The organism is Nocardioides taihuensis (assembly GCF_042657275.1).
In the GTDB taxonomy this organism is placed as follows: domain Bacteria; phylum Actinomycetota; class Actinomycetes; order Propionibacteriales; family Nocardioidaceae; genus Nocardioides; species Nocardioides taihuensis.
This window is the reverse complement of sequence record NZ_JBHSKD010000002.1, coordinates 263,109-280,902: the sequence shown is the minus strand read 5'-3', so window position 1 is coordinate 280,902 and position 17,794 is coordinate 263,109. Positions and strand designations below refer to the sequence as shown.

The window sequence follows — 17,794 nt, the reverse complement described above, 5'->3', positions numbered from 1 at the left end:
CCCAACAAGGGGGTGCCACATGAACGGTGGAGACCTGACCCGGTCGACGTTCCGGGCAGACCGTCACTACTCCGGTGTCCGGATGCAGCAGGGCCGCGTCCAGCTGGACGCCGACTGGAACGAGCAGCTGGACGTGACCGCTCACCGCGACCGCGCCGAGTCGCTCGACGTGATCGGGCCCGCCGGGGTGCCCAAGGTCGAGGGCGGCTTCGAGCTGACCGCCTCCGCGGACGGGACCGACCTGCTCCTCTCCCCCGGCCGCGCGTGGGTCGCCGGGCACCTGTGCGAGGCCGACGGCGGGACGACGACGGTCTCCGGGACCCCGACCTCGACGCGGGTCGAGGTCGACACCCTGGTCCTCGACGGGGTCGAGCTCCGCCCCGGCACCTGGGTCGAGGTCGTGGGTGACTCCGGAACCGTGGTGGCACGGGCCACCGCCGTCGACGTCGCGGCCGACACCGTGACCCTCGACGCCTCGGTCGCGGCGCTCAACGGCGACCTGCGGATCCGGCGCCTCCACTCCTACGCCGTGCAGCCCGACCTCCCCACCCCCGAGCACACCACGCAGGCCAGCGCCACCGACCCGCGGGTGCTCGACCTGCCCGAGGGCAGCTACCTCGCCTACCTCGACGTCTGGGAGCGGTCGATCTCCTCGCTCGACGACGCCCACCTCAGCGAGCCGGCGCTGGGCACCGACACCACCACGCGCAGCCAGGTCGTGTGGCAGGTCCGGCTGCTCGACCTCGCCGGCGTCCCGGACCCCGTCGACTGCGACACCGACCTGTCGGCCGCGCTCGAGGCCCTGGCTCCCTCGACCGGCCTGATGGCCGCGCGGGCGGAGCCCCCGAGCGGCTCGACCGACCTGTGCCGGCCGACGCCCGCCGGCGGTTACGTCGGGCTCGAGAACCAGCTCTACCGCGTGCACGTCCACGACCTCGAAGCCGGACGCCCGGTCGTCCTCTGGAGTCGCGAGAACGCGTCCGTGGCGACCACGTGGATCTCCTCCGTCGCCACGGACACGCTCCAGGTGGCCAGCATCGGCAAGGACGCCGTCCTCGGGTTCCAGCCCGGCGACTGGGTCGAGCTCTTCGACGACGCCTGCGTGCTGGAGGCCCGGGGCGGGACCCTCGTGCGCCTGCTCGACGCGCGCGAGGACCGACTGGTGCTCGACGTGGCAACCGCGACGGGCTCCACCGCGATCACCGACTTCCCCCGCAACCCGCAGGTCCGCCGCTGGGACTCCCCGGGCGCCGTGACGGTGTCGGGCGACGACTGGGTCGAGCTCGAGAACGGCGTGCAGGTCCGCTTCCCGTCCGGCGGGACCTTCCACCGGCACGACTACTGGCTGGTCCCTGCCCGCAGCGTGCTCGCCGACGTGGACTGGCCGCGGGACTCCGGCGGCGAGCCGCTCGCCCTCCCTGCGTCGGGGGTGCGGCACGACACAGGGCGGCTGGCGATCGTCACGCGTTCCGCGTCGGGGCTGTCCGTCGCCGACTGCCGCGAGCTGTTCCCCTCGCTGACCACCCTCACCGCCGACGACGTCGCGGTCGACAACGACGTCTGCGACCTCGCCGGCGTCGAGACGGTGCAGGATGCCATCGACGCGCTGTGCCGCGCCAACGACCTGCGCCGGCACAACCGGCTCCTGCACGGTCACGGCATCGTCTGCGGGCTCGCGGTCCACTGCGGCTCCGGGGAGGACGACCGGAGCACCGACGACCTGAGCACCGAGGAGCGCCGCCGGCTGTTCCGCGAGGAGGACGAGGCCGGGGCGCTCCGGCGCTTCGTCACCGTGGAGCCCGGCAGCGCCATCGACGCCGACGGCAACGACCTCGACGTGCCCGAGCCGATCGTCGTCGACGTCCTCCGGGAGATCGAGGGCCTCGGCGAGGGCGTGCTCGACGCCGACGGCGACGGCGAGGTCAGCCTGGTGCTGCGTCCCCGGGGCGGGGGCCGGTCCAGCGCCGCCGTCACCCGCTTCGTCGCCCGCACCGAGCGCGAGTGGCTCGACGGCACGCTCCTCAACGACATCTACGAGGACTGCATCGCCAAGCCGCTGAGCTGGGTCCGCGCGCAGCTCGACCCCGGCACCGACGCGGACCCTCGCGCCTACCTGCTGCGCACGGCCCTGACCAACCTGCTCAGCGACGTCGTCAACCCGCAGTCGAGCGCCACGGTCTTCGTGTCGGCGAGCGAGCACGAGGTGCTCGAGTCGTTCTACCGGGGGCTGCGCAAGCGCCTGGCGAGCGAGACCTTCTGCGCGATGTTCGACGACGCGCGCCCCTACCCCGACTACCCCGCGTCGTTCGAGGGGCTCCGGACGATCGCCGGGACCGGCAACCACGACCGGGCCCGCACCCGGCCCGGCGGCGACGAGGTGTGGACGACGGGCGGCGGGATCAACCCGCTCCAGCCCTCCACCATGCTCAACCGCTACAGCCTGCGGTCCGAGCGCCTGGTGTCGCGGATGGACCCCGTGAGCGGCCTCGAGCTCGAGCCGGGCGCCCGGTCGTCGACCGCCGCGGCCGCCGTCACCGACCTCGCCTTCTCACCCGACGGCAAGCTGGTCGCCGTCGCCGTGCCGACCCGCGACGGCAACGACACGTTCTTCCGCGTGGGCGAGATCGGCGACACCGGCGTCCGCTGGCGTCCGGCCACGACCATCTGCGGCGTCAAGCTCGTCACCCTGGCCACCACGGACGCCGACGCCGACCACGTGTACGCCGTGGGGCTGCGCCGCACAGCCACCGAGGGCAAGGCCTTCAGCCTCAAGGAGTACACCGGCGCCGGTGTGTGGCAGATCCCCTGGGGCGAGGTCCCGGACGGGCTCGGCCCGCTCGAGTCCACCGCCACCCTCAACACCGTCGGCCACCTCGCGATCTCGCCGCAGGGTGAGGCCGTGTTCACGATCGGCCCCGACGGCGGCACCGCCGAGCGCTACGACCGGCTCGTCTCGATGCACCTGCCCGACCGGTCCGGCCTGCGCGTGACCACGCTGCCCGGCACCGGGTCGGACGACGTCGCCCTGGTCCTGCGGAGCGAGGCGGCGGACGGGACGTCCGCCTGGGTGGTGACCGGCAGCGGCCGTGAGCGCCAGGTGACCGGGATCGAGCTCGCCAGCGGCAACGAGGTGACGCGCGTGGGTGTCGGGGCCGAGGGCCGGGTGGCGCTCCAGGCCGTCCGTGACCGCCTGCTCGTCACCGACTCCGCGACGTCCCTGGCCCGGGTGCTCGACACCTCGCGCCAGGAGCTGGTCGACGGGCTGCAGATCCCGGTGCAGGTCGGGCCGGTCTCCTCGACCGCCACCGCGCTGGAGGCGAGGAACGCCGTGGTCCTGAACCTCGTCAGCAACAGCCTCTCGGTGATGGACGTGGGCGTGGTGCTGGCCGACGAGCTCGACCTCGAGCCACTGGTGGACTACCGGCACGCCGCGGTCGAGGCGTTCGCCGACCTGGTCGGCGGGCTCGCGCAGTACCTGAAGGACTGCGTGTGCGACCACCTCCTGGTCAGGTGCCCGCCGCGGCAGGAGAACCTCGACCTGGACCTCGCGGCCGTGAGCATCCGCGGGGGTTCGGTCTACAAGGTCTGCAACTTCTCGCGTCGCCGCTACGTGAAGTCCTTCCCCACCGTCGGCTACTGGCTGTCGCTCGTGCCGGTGCTGCCGGCACTGCGCCAGGTGCTGGGCGACTTCTGCTGCCGGGTGCTCACGGAGTACTTCGGCAGGTACTCGACGGCCGACCGTGCCGACGCGCGTGACCGGGTCGACCCCGCGCGCCTGCTCCGCTTCCTGCAGGTGGCCCAGGACGAGGACCCCCTCGGCCGGTGGCGGGGCAGCGGGCTGGGCAGCGCGACCAGCTTCCTCCGCGGCGCGAACTCCGGCGACTGGGGCGAGGAGAGCACCCCGGCCGCGGCGCCGCCGGACGTCCAGCCCGGCGTCGAGGAGGCACCGACGACGCCCGGCGCGGCGCCCGTGTTCACGCGCCCCGCCACGCACGAGGTGATCCTGCGCAACCTGCTGCAGAGCCCCGTCATCCGGGAGGACCTCGGCATCGTGCGGGCCCAGCCGGCGATCACCGGGACGGAGCGGACCCTCGCCACCGGGGAGGTGTCGCGGGGGGTCGCGCTGCGTCGCACGGTGGCGCCCGACACCGCGCCCGACACCTCGCCCGAGCACCTGGCGGCGCTGACCGAGCGGGTCTCCTCGCTCGAGCAGCAGATCGCCGCGCTGACCAAGCCGGCTCCGAAGAAGCGCGCGACCCGCAGCAAGCCCACCGAGTGACCCCTCGCAGGGCGGGTCAGGAGAGGAGAACGAGCAGATGCCGCCGTCCGACGTCCCCCCGGTAGCCCTCCGCACCTACACGGCACTCCGCCTCGGCGTCGTCGCCGTGATCGCCGCACTCGGGATCGCGGTGTGGCGCGAGATCGTGAACACGCCCGGCGGGTGTGTCCAGCGGTCGCTCAGCGCCTACTACTACACGCCGGTCCGGCCGGTCTTCGTCGGCGCACTGCTCATCATCGGGTTCGTGATGATCGCGATGTGGGGGAAGACGTTCGTCGAGGACGCCGCGCTGAACCTGGCGGGCATGCTGCTGTCGGTGGTGGCCCTCGTGCCCACGCTGGACGCGAACTACTGCAGCACGCCGCAGGCGGGCCAGGTGACCGATCCGGAGGCGAAGCAGATCGCGGACGCCCGCCTGATCAGCGACAACGCCGACGCCGTCGCCCGCAGCTTCACCGCCTTCCTCGCGGTCGGCGTCGTGGTCCTGCTGCTGGTGGCGGTCGTCGGTGCCTGGCTCTACGTGCGGTCGCCGGCGAAGGCCTCCCGGAAGGCCCTGCTGTCCTACCTGATCACCTGGGCGCTCGCGGCGGCCGCGCTGCTCGTCTACTACCTGCTGTTCCAGCACGCCGACGACCCGTCCAGCTTCTTCAACCACCGGGTGCACAGCTGGTCGGCGAACCTCGCGGTGGCCTGCATCATCGTCGCGGTCGCGTCGGCAGCGGTCGACAACGCCCGGCGTTCCGACCGCGCCACGCGGTCGTGGTGGCAGGGGTACAGCAGGTGGACGTGGCTCTACGGGATCCTCACCGTGACGATGGTCGGCAGCGCGCTCGTGATCAAGGGCGGCGACCGCTTCCACTGGTTCTCGGGCTGGGCGGACGTCCATGCCACGTTCCTCGTCGAGGCGGTGCTGATCTTCCTCCTCGGCGTCTTCTGGGTGCTGCAGACGATCGAGCGGCGGAGCGAGGGCGCCCCGACGTACTGAACCGCGGTGGGCGTCGGCCCGGGACCGTCAGCAGAGCTCCGCGAGCCGGGCCAGGCCCGGCCGGAGGTGGGCGGCGAGACGCTCGCGGGCGGCGTCCAGCGCCGCGGACCCCGGGTGGTCGGGAGGGGTCCGCGCCGGGTTGAGCGCCACCCGGCTCGCCCACTCCCTGATGTCGGGCTCACTCGTGAACGAGAGCACCGCCCGGGTGCCGAGGACGTTCATGCGCACCCAGTCGGCCATCGAGTTGCCGTAGCCCGACGGCGGGCAGAGCCGGTTCTTCTCGTCGTCGTCGTGGCGCGTGGCCTCGACGTAGCCCACGAGGGCCGCTCCGAAGCACGGGAACCCGGCCCTGATCGGCTGCAGCGTGATGACGTCCGGGCGCCACACGGGGACGAGGGGCGGGTACTTGAGCCCGTCGGCCGCACAGTGCACGACGAGGGCGTCGTCCGCGACGGAGACCGCGCCGTCGGCGACGTGGAGCCTGCCCCGCTCCACGGCCTGGATGTGCCCCCGGCGCACGACGTTCTCGATGGTGCGCAGCTGCTCGAGCTCCCACTCGGCGAGCGTCGGCGCTTTGGCCATCGTCGGCAGGAGGGTCCGGTCGATGCGCAGCATGATGCCGGCGTCCTCGAGGCGCAGGAAGAGGTCCTCGAGCGACGTCGACTCCGCACCGGCCTGCATGACGTCGGCGGCCATGGCGGTGAAGATCGCGGGGTCCGGCTGCACCACGGCCCGGTTCATCATCCACGGCTCGCGCGGTCGCACCCAGCAGATGGCGTCGGGGTCGACCCCGCGCCCGAGCAGCCAGACGCACGCGTCGGTCGCGGTCTTGCCCGCGCCGACCACGACGTACTGGCTCGGGGCGTCGTCGAGCCGGGCGAGCTCGTTGACCGGGAGGACCCGGGCACCCTCGCCCACCGCGAACGGCGGCGGCTTCTCCGCCGGGATGCTCGGCGCGAGGTAGTGGGCGTCGACGACCCGGCAGCGCTCGGGCACCTCGAACCGCTCGCCCGAGATGTGGGAGACGACGGTGCGCCCGCCGACGTGCTCGCTGTTGGGGAGGAGCTCGACCCGGCCCGACTCCAGGAACCGCTCGAGCACCCGCTCGTAGTAGGCGCAGATCTCGAGCTGGGAGGCCCGCTCCTGGAGCCCGCGCTCGGGTCCGCGCTGCTGCAGCTGCCCGCCCCCGAGCAGGCTGGACGCGACGCCGTAGAACGCGGAGGCCTGGTGCAGCCGGACGAAGGGGTAGGCCCCGAGCCAGTGGCCGCTGACGCCGTGGCGCCGGTCGACCAGTGCCACGCGTACCTCGGCGTGGTCGATCAGGGCGTCGGTGAAGGCCATGCCCATGGCCCCCGCCCCGACCACGAGGTAGTCGACGTCAAGGATCCGCGTCACGAACACCACGGTGGCAGCACCTCGGGCTCACGTCCACGGCAACCGACGGAATGTCGAGAACCGGGCGCGAGCCCCGTCCCCGGAGCACACGACGGAGAGCAGGAGACGATGACACCCATGAGCACGATCAAGCAGCTCGACCACGTCGGCGTCACCGTGACCGACCTCGACGCGGCCACGGCGTTCTTCGTCGGCCTCGGTCTCGAGGTCGAGGGGCGGACCTTCGTGGAGGGGGAGTTCATCGACACGGTCATCGGCATCCCGGACTCGCGGACCGAGATCGTCATGCTGCGACCGCCGGGCGGTGGCACCGCGATCGAGCTCTCGAGCTTCGTCCGGCCGGCCATGCAGCACGGCTCCCCCGACACCATCACCGAGGTCGGCCTGCGCAACGTCTGCTTCCAGGTCGAGGGGCTGGAGGCGATGGTCGACCGGCTGGCGGCGGACGGGTACGGGCTGGTCGGCGGGGTCGGCGAGCACGAGGGCGTCTGGCGGATGGCGTACGTCCGCGGACCCGAGGGGATCGTCGTGTCCCTGGCCGAGCGCATCGGCTGACCCGCCGACGACGCGGCACCCGGCCCGTGGACGAGGTCCTCAGCGCCGGACCCTGCCCGGGAGGATGAAGTCGTACCCGCGGCCGGTGCGGAGCCGGACCGCCCGCTCGGCCCGGCGGGCCTGCAGCCAGAAGCCGAGCAGGCGCGCGTCGGAGCGGTAGTAGCGGTCCACGTCGCGCCTCGTGATCGGGGACGCCCCGAGCGGTTCGAGCCACTGGTTGACCACCTCGAGGGCGGCGTCGATCCGGTCCGGTCGGCCCTCCTTGTGGTAGTTGCCGAGCAGGTCGACGGCCGCGGTACGCGGCTCGAAGTAGTCCTCGAAGTAGGCGTGCACGGTGCCCAGGCGGCGGAAGACCGGCCGCAGCGGCGCCGGGGCGGTCGAGAGGATGATCTCGGCGTCCATCGCCTGGCGCCCGCCCCGCCGCAGGAACGGTGTGCCGACGTCGAGCAGCGTGGGAGGGCCGCTGGTGTCCGGCGCGAGGTACCAGTTCGAGAGCTGGGCGTCCACGGCGACGTCCTCAGCGGCCTTCTCGCGCACGGCGAGCACCGCGTCCAGCACCCGGTGCAGCAGCGTCTCGTGGGCGGCGTCGTCGGCCGTCCGCATGATGCTGTGCCCGATCCGGTCGCCCGCGACCTCGGGCTGGACGAGGTAGGTGACCGGGGTCCGCCCGGTACGGCGTACGACGAGCACCTCGGTCTCGACGACCGGGACGCCGGCGCTGCGTACCGCCGCGACGTAGTCGGTCACGAGCTCGCCGTAGGTCTCGGCCGCACGTTGGTCCGCGAACCCGGACATCCGCTTGAGCACCAGGCCCGGTACGTCGGCCAGGACGAGCACCGCGCTCACCTCGCCGTACCCGAGGATGCGCAGGCCGGGTGTGGCCTCCGGACGGGCCGGCGCCAGCCCCTCCTCCAGGTCGGCCAGGCGCCGCGCCAACGACCCCGCGTCCGCTCCTGCCTGCTCAGCCACCGGCGACCGCACCCCCCACCTGTGCACAGGCGGTGTCCAGCGCGGCCAGCGCGGCCCGCGCCTCGTCGACGCCGAGCAGCAGCCCGGGCTTGAACTGCAGGCACGACGGGTCGAAGCCGGCGTAGATCGCCCAGACCCCGGCCGTCAGCAACGCCCCCGTCATCAGCATCCCTCCCTGCGGGTGGGCGAACCTCAGGCCGATCACCAGTCCGGTCTGGCGCACCTCGAGCAGCCACTCCGGGTGGCGGCGGCGCAGGTCCGCCAGTCCGTCGGCGAACAGCGCGACCAGCGACTCGACGTGCTCGACGGTGGCCGGGTCGGTGGTGAGGTCGAGCACCCGCCGTGCGACGGGGCAGCCGAGCTCGGCGCCGCCGAAAGTCGACACGTGACCCCAGCCGTCGTCCTCCAACCAGCCGCCCAGCCAGTCGTCGAGCAGGGTGGCACTGATCGGGTAGAGCCCGCCGGAGAGACCCTTGGCGGTGATGACCGCGTGCGGCTGGACGCCGTGGCGTTCGAACGCCCACAGCGGACCGGTCCGGCCCAGCCCTGTCTGCACCTCGTCGAGGACGAGCGCGGTGCCGTGGCGGTGGCACACCGCCTCGACCTCCGCGAGGTAGCCCGGTTGCGGCGGCACGAACCCGACGGTGGCGGGCACCGTCTCCAGGATGACCGCCGCCACGTCGCCGGCGGCACACGCGGCCTCGACCGCCGCGGCGTCGTTGAAGGGCACGTGCACGAATTCGCCCGGTGCGCCGGCGGAGCCGAATGCCGCAGCCGCCCGCTCGTCCCCGGCGGCGAGGGCCAGCCCGGTGTGCCCGTGGTAGCCCCCGGTGGCCGACACCACGCGGTTGCGGCCCGTCGCCCGGCGGGCGCTCTTGAGGGCCAGGTCGACCGCCTCGCCCCCGCCGCTGCCGAAGACGGCGTACCGCATGCCGGGCGTCAGCGCGACCAGCTGCTCGGCCAGCAGTGCCCGCTCCGCGCTGGGGAAGTGGTGGTTGCCGATGTCGAGGCGGTCGAGCGCGACCCGCAGCTCCTCGACCAGGGCGGGGTGGCGGTGGCCGAGGTTGAAGGTGCCGCCGTTGAGGTGGAGGTCGAGCAGCTCCCGGCCGTCGAGGTCCCACATCCGGTAGCCCTCGCGCCTGCCGATGACCAGGTCCGCGTGCAGCCCGGTCAGCGTCCGGACCCGGTCGGGACAGACGTGCTCCTCCGCCAGCCGGAGGACCTCCTCGCGCGTCGGCCAGTGTGCTCGGTCATCCATCGCCGGTCCTTCCCGTGGTCGGCGAGCCGGTCGCTGCGGCCCGCACCGGGCTGATGGTCACCATCTGGCACCCGTCTGCGAAGGTGGCGGCAGGGTCGAAGGACCCGAAGTTCACCCCGGAGCAGCTCCGGTCCACCACTCCGGCAGGTCGGCCAACGAGTCGAGCACCGCGTCGGGGCGCACCTCGCCGTCGAGGTCGGACGCGGCGAACTTGCCGGTGCGCACGAGCACACCGGTCAGTCCCGCGGCCTGAGCACCCGCGACGTCGGTGCGGACGTCGTCGCCGACCATCACGACCTGCCCCGTCCCCACACCCGCCTCCAGACCCAGCGCGTCGACCGCCGCGCCGAAGAACGCCGGGTCGGGCTTGCCCAGCACCACCGCGGTGCGGCCCGCGGCGTACTCCAGTGCCCGCACGAAGGCCCCGGCGTCGAGGCGGAGGCCGTCCTCGGCCTGCCAGTAGCGCGTCATGCCCAGTGCGACCAGTGGCGCCGTGGGACCACTCACCAGGAGGCGGAGCGCGCGGTTGAGCGTCGGGAAGTCCCAGCCCTCCCCCAGGTCGCCGATGACGACCGCGCCGGCCCCCTGCTCGACGTCCTCCGCGACCGGCTGCAGTGCGGCGAACTCGGCGGCCGTCGCCGCAGGGACGAACACTGCCGGACGGTCGATGCCGTGGTGCCGCAGCCAGGCCACCGCCGCGACTGCTGGGGTGAGCACCTGCTCGGTGCGTGCCGGGACCCCCATGCCGACGAGGGTGTCCACGATCGCCTGCCGCGGTTGCGACGTGGTGTTGGTCAGGAAGCAGTACGGCACGCCCTCGCGCGCCAGCCACCTGATCGCGTCGGCGGCACCCGGCACGGGGTCGTGGCCCACGTAGACGACCCCGTCGAGGTCGAGCAGCACTCCGCGCCGCGGTCGCGCCGGGGACGTCGACGCGGTCACCCGACACCCAGCTCGCCGACGAGCTCGCCGAACGCCGCGACGTAGGCGTCGACGTCCTCGTCCGTCGCCGCGACCGAGCAGGTGGGCCCGGCGCCGATGATGGCGTCCCAGACGCCGCGGTTCGCCAGGTAGACACGCATCAGCCGCCGCAGCGGGACGTCCAGGACCGTCGTCGCCTCGACAGCGTTGCGCGGCGGGGCGGGGCTGAACGAGACCCCGCTGCGGGGCCAGAACCGGTGGGTCGTCCACGGCAGGCCCGCCTCGGTGACGACCCCCGACAGCCCGTCGGCGAGCCGGGTGCCCAGGCGCTGGCTGTGCGCGTAGGCGCCGTCGGTCAGCACCTCGCTCATCGCCGCGCGCGCCGCCGCCATCGAGACCGGGTTGCCGAAGAGCGTGCCGCCGACGGCCACCTGCGGCTTGGTGTCGTCGCGGCCGCCTGGTCGTTGCAGCACGGCCGCGACCTCCTCGGTCATGCCGTAGGCACCCAGGGGGATGCCTGCGGCGATCGACTTGCCGACCGTCACGAAGTCGGGGGCGAGGCCCCACATCCGGGCGAGGCCGCCCGGACCCACCACCTGCGTGTGGGTCTCGTCGTACGCCAGCAGCGTGCCGGCGTTGCGCGTCAGCTCGCGCAGGCTGTCGTGGAACCCGGCGTCGGGCATCAGCAGGCCGACGTTGTTGGTGAGCGCCGGCTCGGTGATCACGACAGCGACCTCGCGGGAGGCGAGCGCCTGCCACAACGAGGCGAGGTCGTTGAACGGCACGACCAGCGTGCGCTCGGTGACGTCGTGCGGCAGGCCGGCCTCCTCGGGGACCAGGTGGTCGCCCTCGAGCTCGACCAGCACGTCGTCGAAGTGACCGTGGTACTTGCCGTCGAAGAAGAGGACCTTCTCGCGACCGGTGAGCGACCGGGCGATCCGGATCACCTCGGTGTTGGCGCTCGTCGCCGCCAGCGTGAACTGCCACAGCGGCAGGCCGTACCGGCGCCCCAGCTCCCCCGCGACCCAGATCGAGTCCTCGGTCGGCAGCAGGTACTGCGAGCCCCGGGCGACCTGCCTGCTCACGGCCTCGACCACGGGAGCCGGGCCGTAGCCGGTGAACATCGACATGTCGGCGATGTTGAAGTCGGCGTACTCGTGCCCGTCGACGTCACGCAGCCGCGACCCCTCCGCCGACTCGATGAAGAGCGGCGGGTGGTCGTACGACGTGCGCAGCCAGCTCATCGGGACACCGTTGGGCATCACGCCCTGCCCGGCCGCCCACAGCTCCTGGCTGCGCGGGCGCGCCGCGACGAACGCGGCATCCTCGCGCGCCTTGAGCTCCGCCACTCGCGCGGGGTCCGGGTGCGCACCACTCATCCCCGGAGCGTAGGGCAGGCCCGCCTGTCGCGTCAGCGCCCGCCGTCGGCGGGCGAGGGGCCCACCCGCGGCCAGGTCCAGGCGTAGCCGATGACGGCTGCCAGGGCCGCGACCTCGAGGGCGCTGCCGAGGAGGTAGTAGGTCCAGGTCTCCCCGATGGCGCCGCCGACGACCGTGAGCAGGTAGACCGACGCGAGCACGAGGTTGCCCCACCGCGCGACGCGGGCGGGGAGCACGAGGCTCAGGAAGACCATGAGGCTCGGGATCGCGACGTACGCCGTGACGCCCAGCAAGAAGCCCTGGCCCACCGTGAAGGTCCAGACCTGACCGGCATCGAGATCGGCCCGGATGTCGGCGCGGAAGAGCGAGAACAGGTCGACGTAGACGTACACGAACATCATCGCGGCCCACAGGGCCGAGATCTTGACGCGCACGTTCACCGGGACCGGGTCGAGGTGCGTGCTCCCCGTGGTGGGGATCGTCGGTGCGGGTGCCGTGTGGGTCATGTCCGTCTCCTCGCTGCGGTGGCTTACGCTGTAAGCCTCTCGTTCCCCACTCTAGGCTTACTTAGTACACTGGTCAATGTGCCCTCCCCCACCCCGCGCACTCCCCTCACCCGCGAGCGGGTGGTCCGCGCCGCGATCGGGCTCGCCGACCGCGAGGGTCTGGCGGCGCTCACGATGCGCCGGCTGGGCGCCGAGCTCGGCGTGCAGGCGATGTCGCTCTACAAGCACGTGTCGAGCAAGGACCAGATCCTCGACGAGGTCGTCGAGGAGATCTTCGGCGGCATCGAGGTCACCGACCTGGACGCCGGCTGGGAGGAGGCGATGCGGCAGCGGGCCCACGCGACACGGACGGCACTGAGTGCCCACCCCTGGGCCATCGGCCTGCTGGAGAGCCGCGGAGCCTCGGGCCCCGCCTCGACCCGCTACGTGGACGCGGTCCTGGGCTGCCTGCGCTCGGCCGGCTTCTCCTTGGAGGATGCCGCCCACGCCTTCTGGACCCTCGACAGCTTCGTGTACGGGCACGTGCTGCAGGAGTCGCGTGCGTCGGCTCCGCCGGACGGGAGGGCCGAGGAAGCGGCGCCGACCGCCGACCTCGACTCGTCCGACTACCCGCACCTCGCCGAGGTCGTCGCCCGGGCGTCGGAGTTCAGCGTCGACGCCGAGTTCGACTACGGCCTCGAGCTCATCCTCGCTGCGCTGTCCGGTGCCCGAGCCCGACGGGGGTGACGGGTTCGCGCGGTCGCCGAGCGCCCGGAGGTCTGGCCGGGGCGGTGCGACCGTCGTACGCTCCCGGCATGACGGCCGTCGACGGCCAGCGGCGATGAGCTTCCAGCGACGCCTGACCCGCGTCGGGAACCGGATCGGTGTGTGGATGTACCGCACGCTCGACGGTCGCCTGTCCAGCGGCAGCAAGCGGGTCACGGTCCTGATGATCACCACGCCCGGTCGGCGCACGGGTCTGCCCCGCTCGACCTGCGTGCGCTACCTGGAGCGGCCGGAGGGGCTGGTCGTGTGGGGCACGGGCTCGGGGTCTCCGCAGGACCCCGACTGGTTCCAGAACCTGCGCCGGGTCACGGTCGCCCACGTGCAGCTGCGCGACCGCCACGTCGACCTGCGACCCCGCGAGCTGCACGGCGACGAGCGCGACGCGATGTGGCGCGACGTGATCCTCGCCGAGGCCCCCGAGGTCGAGAAGTTCGCCCGCAAGGCCGGGCGCACCATTCCCGTGGCGGTGCTCGAGCGCGGGTGACCTGCGACAGCCAACGTCATGCGGTTCGCCGGTCAGGACGCGCGCCCCGCATGACGTCCCGGCCTCGTCGGGGCGCCCTCGCGTAGCGGTCGGCGACGATCGGCTGCTGGTCGACGGGTACGCGGTCCTCGATGGTCCACGCGAGCCGGATCAGGCCGGAGTGCGACCACGTGAGCGGCGTGGCCGACCGCGTGCCCTGCGTCACACGGGGGTGCTCACACGCGCTCGCCTTCCCTGGCGTACGACGAGGAGGCCGGCGGCGGCGAGCGCGAGCGTCACGGGCACGACGGCCAGCGCCGCGTGCAGCGAGGTGGCGTCGGCGAGGCTGCCGACGAGCAACGGCGAGAGCATCACGGCCAGCGACGTGACGGCGACGGCGCGCCCGCTCGCGCGGGCGGCCTGCTCCGGAGCGAGCGAGACCGCGAGGGACAGCGCCATCGGGAAGAGGTTGCCGACGCCGAGCCCGAGCAGCGCCAGCCCGGCGACCGCCTGGACGGGGACTCCGGACGGCCAGAGCACCACGAAGCCGACGGCGGCGACGACGAGGGCGACACCGAGCAGCAGGGCGGGGTCGTGACGCCGGGCGAGCCGGCTGCCGACGACACGGCCGACCAGCACGCCCCCGAAGTAGCCGACCATCAACGTGACGGCGTCGTCCGCGCTGACGTCGACCGCCTCGTCGACGAAGCTCGCACCCCAGGCGGTGATGCACCACTCCGCGGCCGTGCAGCACACCAGGACCCCGGCCGCGACCCAGAACAGTGCCGGCAGCCGCCCGTGCCCCTCGGCCGGCGGCGCGGGGGCGTCGATCGCGAGGCCGCGGTTGGCGGCCCAGGCGACCAACGGCACGACGAGCGAGGCCAGCAGCGCCGCACGCCAGCCCGCGCCCAGCACGGCGACGAGCCAGAAGGCGCCGACCAGCACGACGTAGGCGAGGCTCGCGGCGACGTTCGCCTCGGTCAGCGCGACGGTGCGCAGGTCGCCGTGGTGGTCGGCCAGCGTGGCCTGGATCGTGGCCAGCAGCATCCCGCCGCCGAGCCCCATGACCAGCACCGCGAGCAGGGTCGCGGCCACCACCGGACCTGCGGTCAGCCCGGCCGCACCCAGACCCATCAGCGCCGCCGACGACCAGAGCAGTCGGCGGCGCCCGACGGCCTGCTCGACCCACGACGACACCAGCCCCGACGCGAGCGCCCCGGCGGCGAAGGCCGCGACGTGCAGCCCGCCGACGGTGTAGCCGATGTCGAGCTCGTCGCGCAGGTGCGGGATCACCAGGCCGGGGGCAGCCTGGAGGTAGGCGAACCACGCCAGCAGCAGGTAAGCGAGCCAGGTCAGGCGGTCGCGGGTGAAGGCTGCGGGCACGCCCGTCACGCTACGGGGCGCGGGGCCGACGGGTCAGGGGTGGCCGGCGTGCGGCGCGGGCGCGTCGTACGTCAGCACCTCGCCGGTGCGCTCGCCGCCACCGTGCTGCCAGTCGAGGGTCTCCCAGTCGGTGGCCACGACGTGCAGGGTGCGTCCGTCGGGGCCGCCGAGCATGCAGGCGAAGCAGCCGCGGTCGACCTCGACGGTGTCGAGCACCTCCCCGCCCTGGGCCACGCGGCGGCAGTGCTGGTTCGGGACGTCGGCGTACCAGACCGCGCCCGCGGCATCGAGGCAGATGCCGTCGGGCGCCGCCCCGTCACCGAGGTCGGCCCACACCCGACGGTCGGCCAGCGAGCCGTCGTCCGCGATGGTGAACGCCGTCAGCCGCGCGGCGTGCGACTCCGCCACGATCAGCGTCGCGCCGTCGGGCGTCACCGCCATCCCGTTGGGGAACCACAGGTCGTCCGCGACGTCGCGGGTCCCGCCGTCGGGCAGGACCACGGCAGCGACGCCGGGCCGTGGCTCCTCCCCCGGCATCGAGCCCGGCATGTTCACGTAGACGCGGCCGGCCGGGTCGACCACGATCTCGTTCCACGGCCGGCCCGTCCCGCCGTACGGCGCGAGGTCGGGGCCGACGACCACGCCCCGGGGCGTCGTGCAGACGATGCGGCCGTCGGGCAGCCAGTCGACCGAGAACGGCAGACCGTGCACCCGCAGGGCCACCTCGGTGTGGCCGTCGGCGTCGACCGTCAGCACCTCCCCGGCCAGCCAGTCGCACACCCACAGCCGGTCGTCGTGCCAGCGGGGAGACTCGCCCATGGCGAGGCCGCTGGCGAGCACACGCGTCGTCATGGAGGGGTGGACCGGCTCATCGCCCCGGAGTCATCGGCGCCTCAGTCGTCGGGCATGGCCCGGCGCTCGCCGACCGGGCCGGTGGCGAGGGGGAAGCCCACCGAGCCGGCCCGCACCCACCACTCCATGGCGTCGTACGCCAGGCGGCCGGCGACCACCGACGGGTCGCCGTCGGAGAGGCGGGCGGCCTCGGCGGGGTCGCAGGCGAAGACCGACATGCCACGGTAGGACTCGTCGCTCTGCTGGCCGAAGGGACCGTTGGCGACGATCAGCCCGCGTGCGGCGAGGTCGGCGCGGTAGGCGAGGTGGCGGGACTGGAGGTCGTCGAGCTCCTCGTCGCCCATCTCCGGCGCGTCGGCCGGGCGGCGCAGCACGACGACCGTGAACACGTCGAAGGCATCCGGGATGTTCGGGTCGCGGGCCATGCGCTCAGGCTAGTGCGAGGAGCTCGACGCCGGGCCCCGTCAGGTCCGGCGCCGCGGTGGCGCCGCGCCCCGTGAGCAGCAGGAGAAGGGCCAGCGCCGGGCCGCGCACCTCGGGACCGTCGCCGACTGCCCAGTCAGCATCGGTCGCCCGGAGCGCCAGGTGCCCGAGCCTCCGGCGGGCACGGAACGGCCACCCCATCGTCCACACGCGTTCGAGACCCGGCACCGTGTCCTCAGGTGCAACCGGGAACGCGCGGCCCAGCGGGATCGCGATGTCCTGGCTGTGCACCTCGATGTCGAACAGCGAGTTGGCGGTGCTCAGGGCCCAGGCCGTCGTGCGGTCTCCGGCGTGCCGGCGGATCCGGTCGACGATCTCGCCGGGCTCCGCAGCGCCGTACCTCCTGGCGAGGTGCGTGTTGATCCGGTCCGGGTCGAAGCGGGCACGCGGCGCGGCAGCCGCCATCTCACGCACGGTGATCGTGGGCACGAGCGACAGGTGCCCGGCCACGTCACGGACCCTCCAGCCCGCGCAGAGGGACGGGTGGTCCCACTCCTCGGGGCCGAGGGTCTCGAGCAGGTCGGCGAGCCGCAGACGGAGCCGGCCCACCACGGCCCAGTAGGCGTCAGAGTCCACGGCCACCTCCCAGAAGGTCCGAGTTTCGGATCATTTTTACTCCGATTCTCGGACTTCTGCAAGGATGGCGCCGTGACCAGCCGTGTCGACGAGCCGAACCTCGGGCTGCTGCTGTTCATCCCCTACCGGGCGATGGAGTCGGCGGTGCTCGACGAGCTGCGGCGCCACGGCCACGACATGTCGGTGAGCCAGGCCCGCGTCTTCCAGCGGATCGGCGCGAAGGGCTCGCGCATGAACGACCTGGCGGGCGCCGCCCAGGTCAGCAAGCAGACACTGACCTCGATCGTCGACCAGCTCGAGCAACGAGGGTGGGTGCGGCGGGCACCGGACCCCGCGGACGCGCGTGCCCGGGTCGTCACGATCACCGACGGGGGCCGGGCGCTCATCGAGCTCGGGCGACCGGTCGTCGAGGAGATGGAGCGCTCGTGGGAGCGTCGACTGGGCCCGCACCGCACCGCCGAGCTGCGCAGGGCGCTCACCGACCTGCGCGAGATCACCGATCCCTACCTCGCCGAGACCGACTGACCCTCGCTGCGCGCCGCGCTCCACGCCCGGGCGAAGGTCGGCGGGATCCAGGTCGGTCGAGGTGGCGGTCAGCAGCTCTGCCATCACCGCCACCCTGGGCAGTGGCCAGCGCGGCGGTGCGGTGCGATCGTGACCGGATGAGCCTCGATCCCGTCACCACCAACCCCGACCACTACCGCGTCGTCCTCGAGAACGAGCGGGTCCGGGTCCTCGAGTACCGCGACCGGCCGGGAGACCGGACGACGCCGCACCAGCACCCCGACAGCGTCATGTACACGCTCAGCTCGTTCCGCCGCAGGCTCGTGTCGGGCGACCGGCACCACGAGGTCGAGCTCGCGGCCGGCGTCACGGGCTGGCTGCCCGCCCAGGAGCACCACGGCGAGAACATCGGTGACACCCCGACCCACGTCGTCTTCGTGGAGCTCAAGGAGCCGGCGCCCGGCGCCGCCCCGGCCGGGGACGTGGTGCCGGGACCGCAGCTGGACTGACGGGCGGGAGGC

The 17,794-nt window shown here is 73.4% G+C and carries 17 protein-coding genes; 7 read left to right on the top strand and 10 right to left on the bottom strand.

What is annotated here, in order from left to right; all coding sequences use genetic code 11:
• Nucleotides 1–19: 19 nt before the first annotated feature.
• Together ACFPGP_RS01380 and ACFPGP_RS01375 are read left to right on the top strand one after the other, a co-directional pair.
• Complete coding sequence (locus tag ACFPGP_RS01380; RefSeq protein ID WP_378585848.1) at nucleotides 20–4,279, top strand: DUF6519 domain-containing protein; 4,260 nt, start codon at nucleotides 20–22, stop codon at nucleotides 4,277–4,279.
• 37 nt (nucleotides 4,280–4,316) lie between these two features.
• Nucleotides 4,317–5,264 (top strand): hypothetical protein, encoded by a 948-nt coding sequence (locus tag ACFPGP_RS01375; RefSeq protein WP_378585845.1) that lies wholly within the window; start codon nucleotides 4,317–4,319, stop codon nucleotides 5,262–5,264.
• A gap of 27 nt (nucleotides 5,265–5,291) precedes the next feature.
• Here ACFPGP_RS01375 and ACFPGP_RS01370 read toward each other — a convergent pair whose 3' ends face one another.
• Nucleotides 5,292–6,659, bottom strand: a complete 1,368-nt coding sequence (locus tag ACFPGP_RS01370; RefSeq protein ID WP_378585843.1) for a pyridine nucleotide-disulfide oxidoreductase — start codon at nucleotides 6,657–6,659, stop codon at nucleotides 5,292–5,294.
• A gap of 117 nt (nucleotides 6,660–6,776) precedes the next feature.
• On the opposite strand from ACFPGP_RS01370, the gene ACFPGP_RS01365 reads away from it, so the two are divergent.
• Entirely contained in the window at nucleotides 6,777–7,214 is a 438-nt protein-coding gene (locus ACFPGP_RS01365) for a VOC family protein (RefSeq protein WP_378585840.1), read from the top strand.
• Between the two features lie 39 nt (nucleotides 7,215–7,253).
• On the opposite strand, the gene ACFPGP_RS01360 is transcribed toward ACFPGP_RS01365, so the two are convergent.
• From ACFPGP_RS01360 to ACFPGP_RS01340, 5 genes are all read right to left on the bottom strand, one after another.
• On the bottom strand, nucleotides 7,254–8,183 hold the full coding sequence (locus ACFPGP_RS01360) for a DUF6206 family protein (protein WP_378585837.1): 930 nt from the start codon (nucleotides 8,181–8,183) through the stop codon (nucleotides 7,254–7,256).
• On the bottom strand, nucleotides 8,176–9,441 hold the full coding sequence (locus tag ACFPGP_RS01355; protein ID WP_378585834.1) for a class-III pyridoxal-phosphate-dependent aminotransferase: 1,266 nt from the start codon (nucleotides 9,439–9,441) through the stop codon (nucleotides 8,176–8,178). The genes ACFPGP_RS01360 and ACFPGP_RS01355 overlap by 8 nt, the downstream gene beginning before the upstream one ends.
• A 111-nt stretch (nucleotides 9,442–9,552) precedes the next feature.
• A complete protein-coding gene (locus ACFPGP_RS01350) occupies nucleotides 9,553–10,383 on the bottom strand; it encodes a TIGR01458 family HAD-type hydrolase (RefSeq protein WP_378585831.1) in 831 nt (276 codons plus the stop codon).
• On the bottom strand, nucleotides 10,380–11,741 hold the full coding sequence (locus tag ACFPGP_RS01345; RefSeq protein WP_378585828.1) for a transaminase: 1,362 nt from the start codon (nucleotides 11,739–11,741) through the stop codon (nucleotides 10,380–10,382). Before ACFPGP_RS01345 ends, ACFPGP_RS01350 begins: the two co-directional genes overlap by 4 nt.
• Nucleotides 11,742–11,773: 32 nt before the next feature.
• Nucleotides 11,774–12,247: a DUF6326 family protein gene (locus ACFPGP_RS01340; protein ID WP_378585825.1), complete on the bottom strand. Its 474-nt coding sequence runs from the start codon at nucleotides 12,245–12,247 to the stop codon at nucleotides 11,774–11,776.
• 78 nt (nucleotides 12,248–12,325) lie between these two features.
• Between ACFPGP_RS01340 and ACFPGP_RS01335 the strand changes: the two genes are divergently transcribed.
• Nucleotides 12,326–12,973, top strand: coding sequence for a TetR/AcrR family transcriptional regulator (locus ACFPGP_RS01335; RefSeq protein WP_378585822.1), 648 nt, complete (start codon nucleotides 12,326–12,328; stop codon nucleotides 12,971–12,973).
• Between the two features lie 94 nt (nucleotides 12,974–13,067).
• The gene (locus tag ACFPGP_RS01330; RefSeq protein WP_378585820.1) at nucleotides 13,068–13,496 is read left to right on the top strand and encodes a nitroreductase/quinone reductase family protein; all 429 of its coding nucleotides are present in this window, start codon (nucleotides 13,068–13,070) and stop codon (nucleotides 13,494–13,496) included.
• A gap of 201 nt (nucleotides 13,497–13,697) precedes the next feature.
• Here the strand turns inward: ACFPGP_RS01330 and ACFPGP_RS01325 are convergent, their stop codons facing one another.
• Genes ACFPGP_RS01325 through ACFPGP_RS01310 form a run of 4 tightly spaced genes read right to left on the bottom strand, consistent with a single transcriptional unit; the run spans nucleotide 13,698 to nucleotide 16,769 of the window.
• Nucleotides 13,698–14,858: an MFS transporter gene (locus ACFPGP_RS01325; RefSeq protein WP_378585818.1), complete on the bottom strand. Its 1,161-nt coding sequence runs from the start codon at nucleotides 14,856–14,858 to the stop codon at nucleotides 13,698–13,700.
• Between the two features lie 33 nt (nucleotides 14,859–14,891).
• Nucleotides 14,892–15,710: an SMP-30/gluconolactonase/LRE family protein gene (locus ACFPGP_RS01320; protein WP_378585815.1), complete on the bottom strand. Its 819-nt coding sequence runs from the start codon at nucleotides 15,708–15,710 to the stop codon at nucleotides 14,892–14,894.
• Between the two features lie 41 nt (nucleotides 15,711–15,751).
• Nucleotides 15,752–16,135: a YciI family protein gene (locus ACFPGP_RS01315; protein ID WP_378585813.1), complete on the bottom strand. Its 384-nt coding sequence runs from the start codon at nucleotides 16,133–16,135 to the stop codon at nucleotides 15,752–15,754.
• Nucleotides 16,136–16,139: 4 nt separating this feature from the next.
• Nucleotides 16,140–16,769, bottom strand: coding sequence for a maleylpyruvate isomerase family mycothiol-dependent enzyme (locus ACFPGP_RS01310; RefSeq protein ID WP_378585810.1), 630 nt, complete (start codon nucleotides 16,767–16,769; stop codon nucleotides 16,140–16,142).
• A 72-nt stretch (nucleotides 16,770–16,841) separates the two neighbouring features.
• Between ACFPGP_RS01310 and ACFPGP_RS01305 the strand changes: the two genes are divergently transcribed.
• Both ACFPGP_RS01305 and ACFPGP_RS01300 read left to right on the top strand, forming a co-directional pair.
• Nucleotides 16,842–17,294 (top strand): MarR family winged helix-turn-helix transcriptional regulator, encoded by a 453-nt coding sequence (locus ACFPGP_RS01305; RefSeq protein ID WP_378585807.1) that lies wholly within the window; start codon nucleotides 16,842–16,844, stop codon nucleotides 17,292–17,294.
• A gap of 137 nt (nucleotides 17,295–17,431) precedes the next feature.
• Nucleotides 17,432–17,782: a cupin domain-containing protein gene (locus ACFPGP_RS01300; RefSeq protein ID WP_378585805.1), complete on the top strand. Its 351-nt coding sequence runs from the start codon at nucleotides 17,432–17,434 to the stop codon at nucleotides 17,780–17,782.
• The last annotated feature ends 12 nt before the right edge of the window (nucleotides 17,783–17,794 follow it).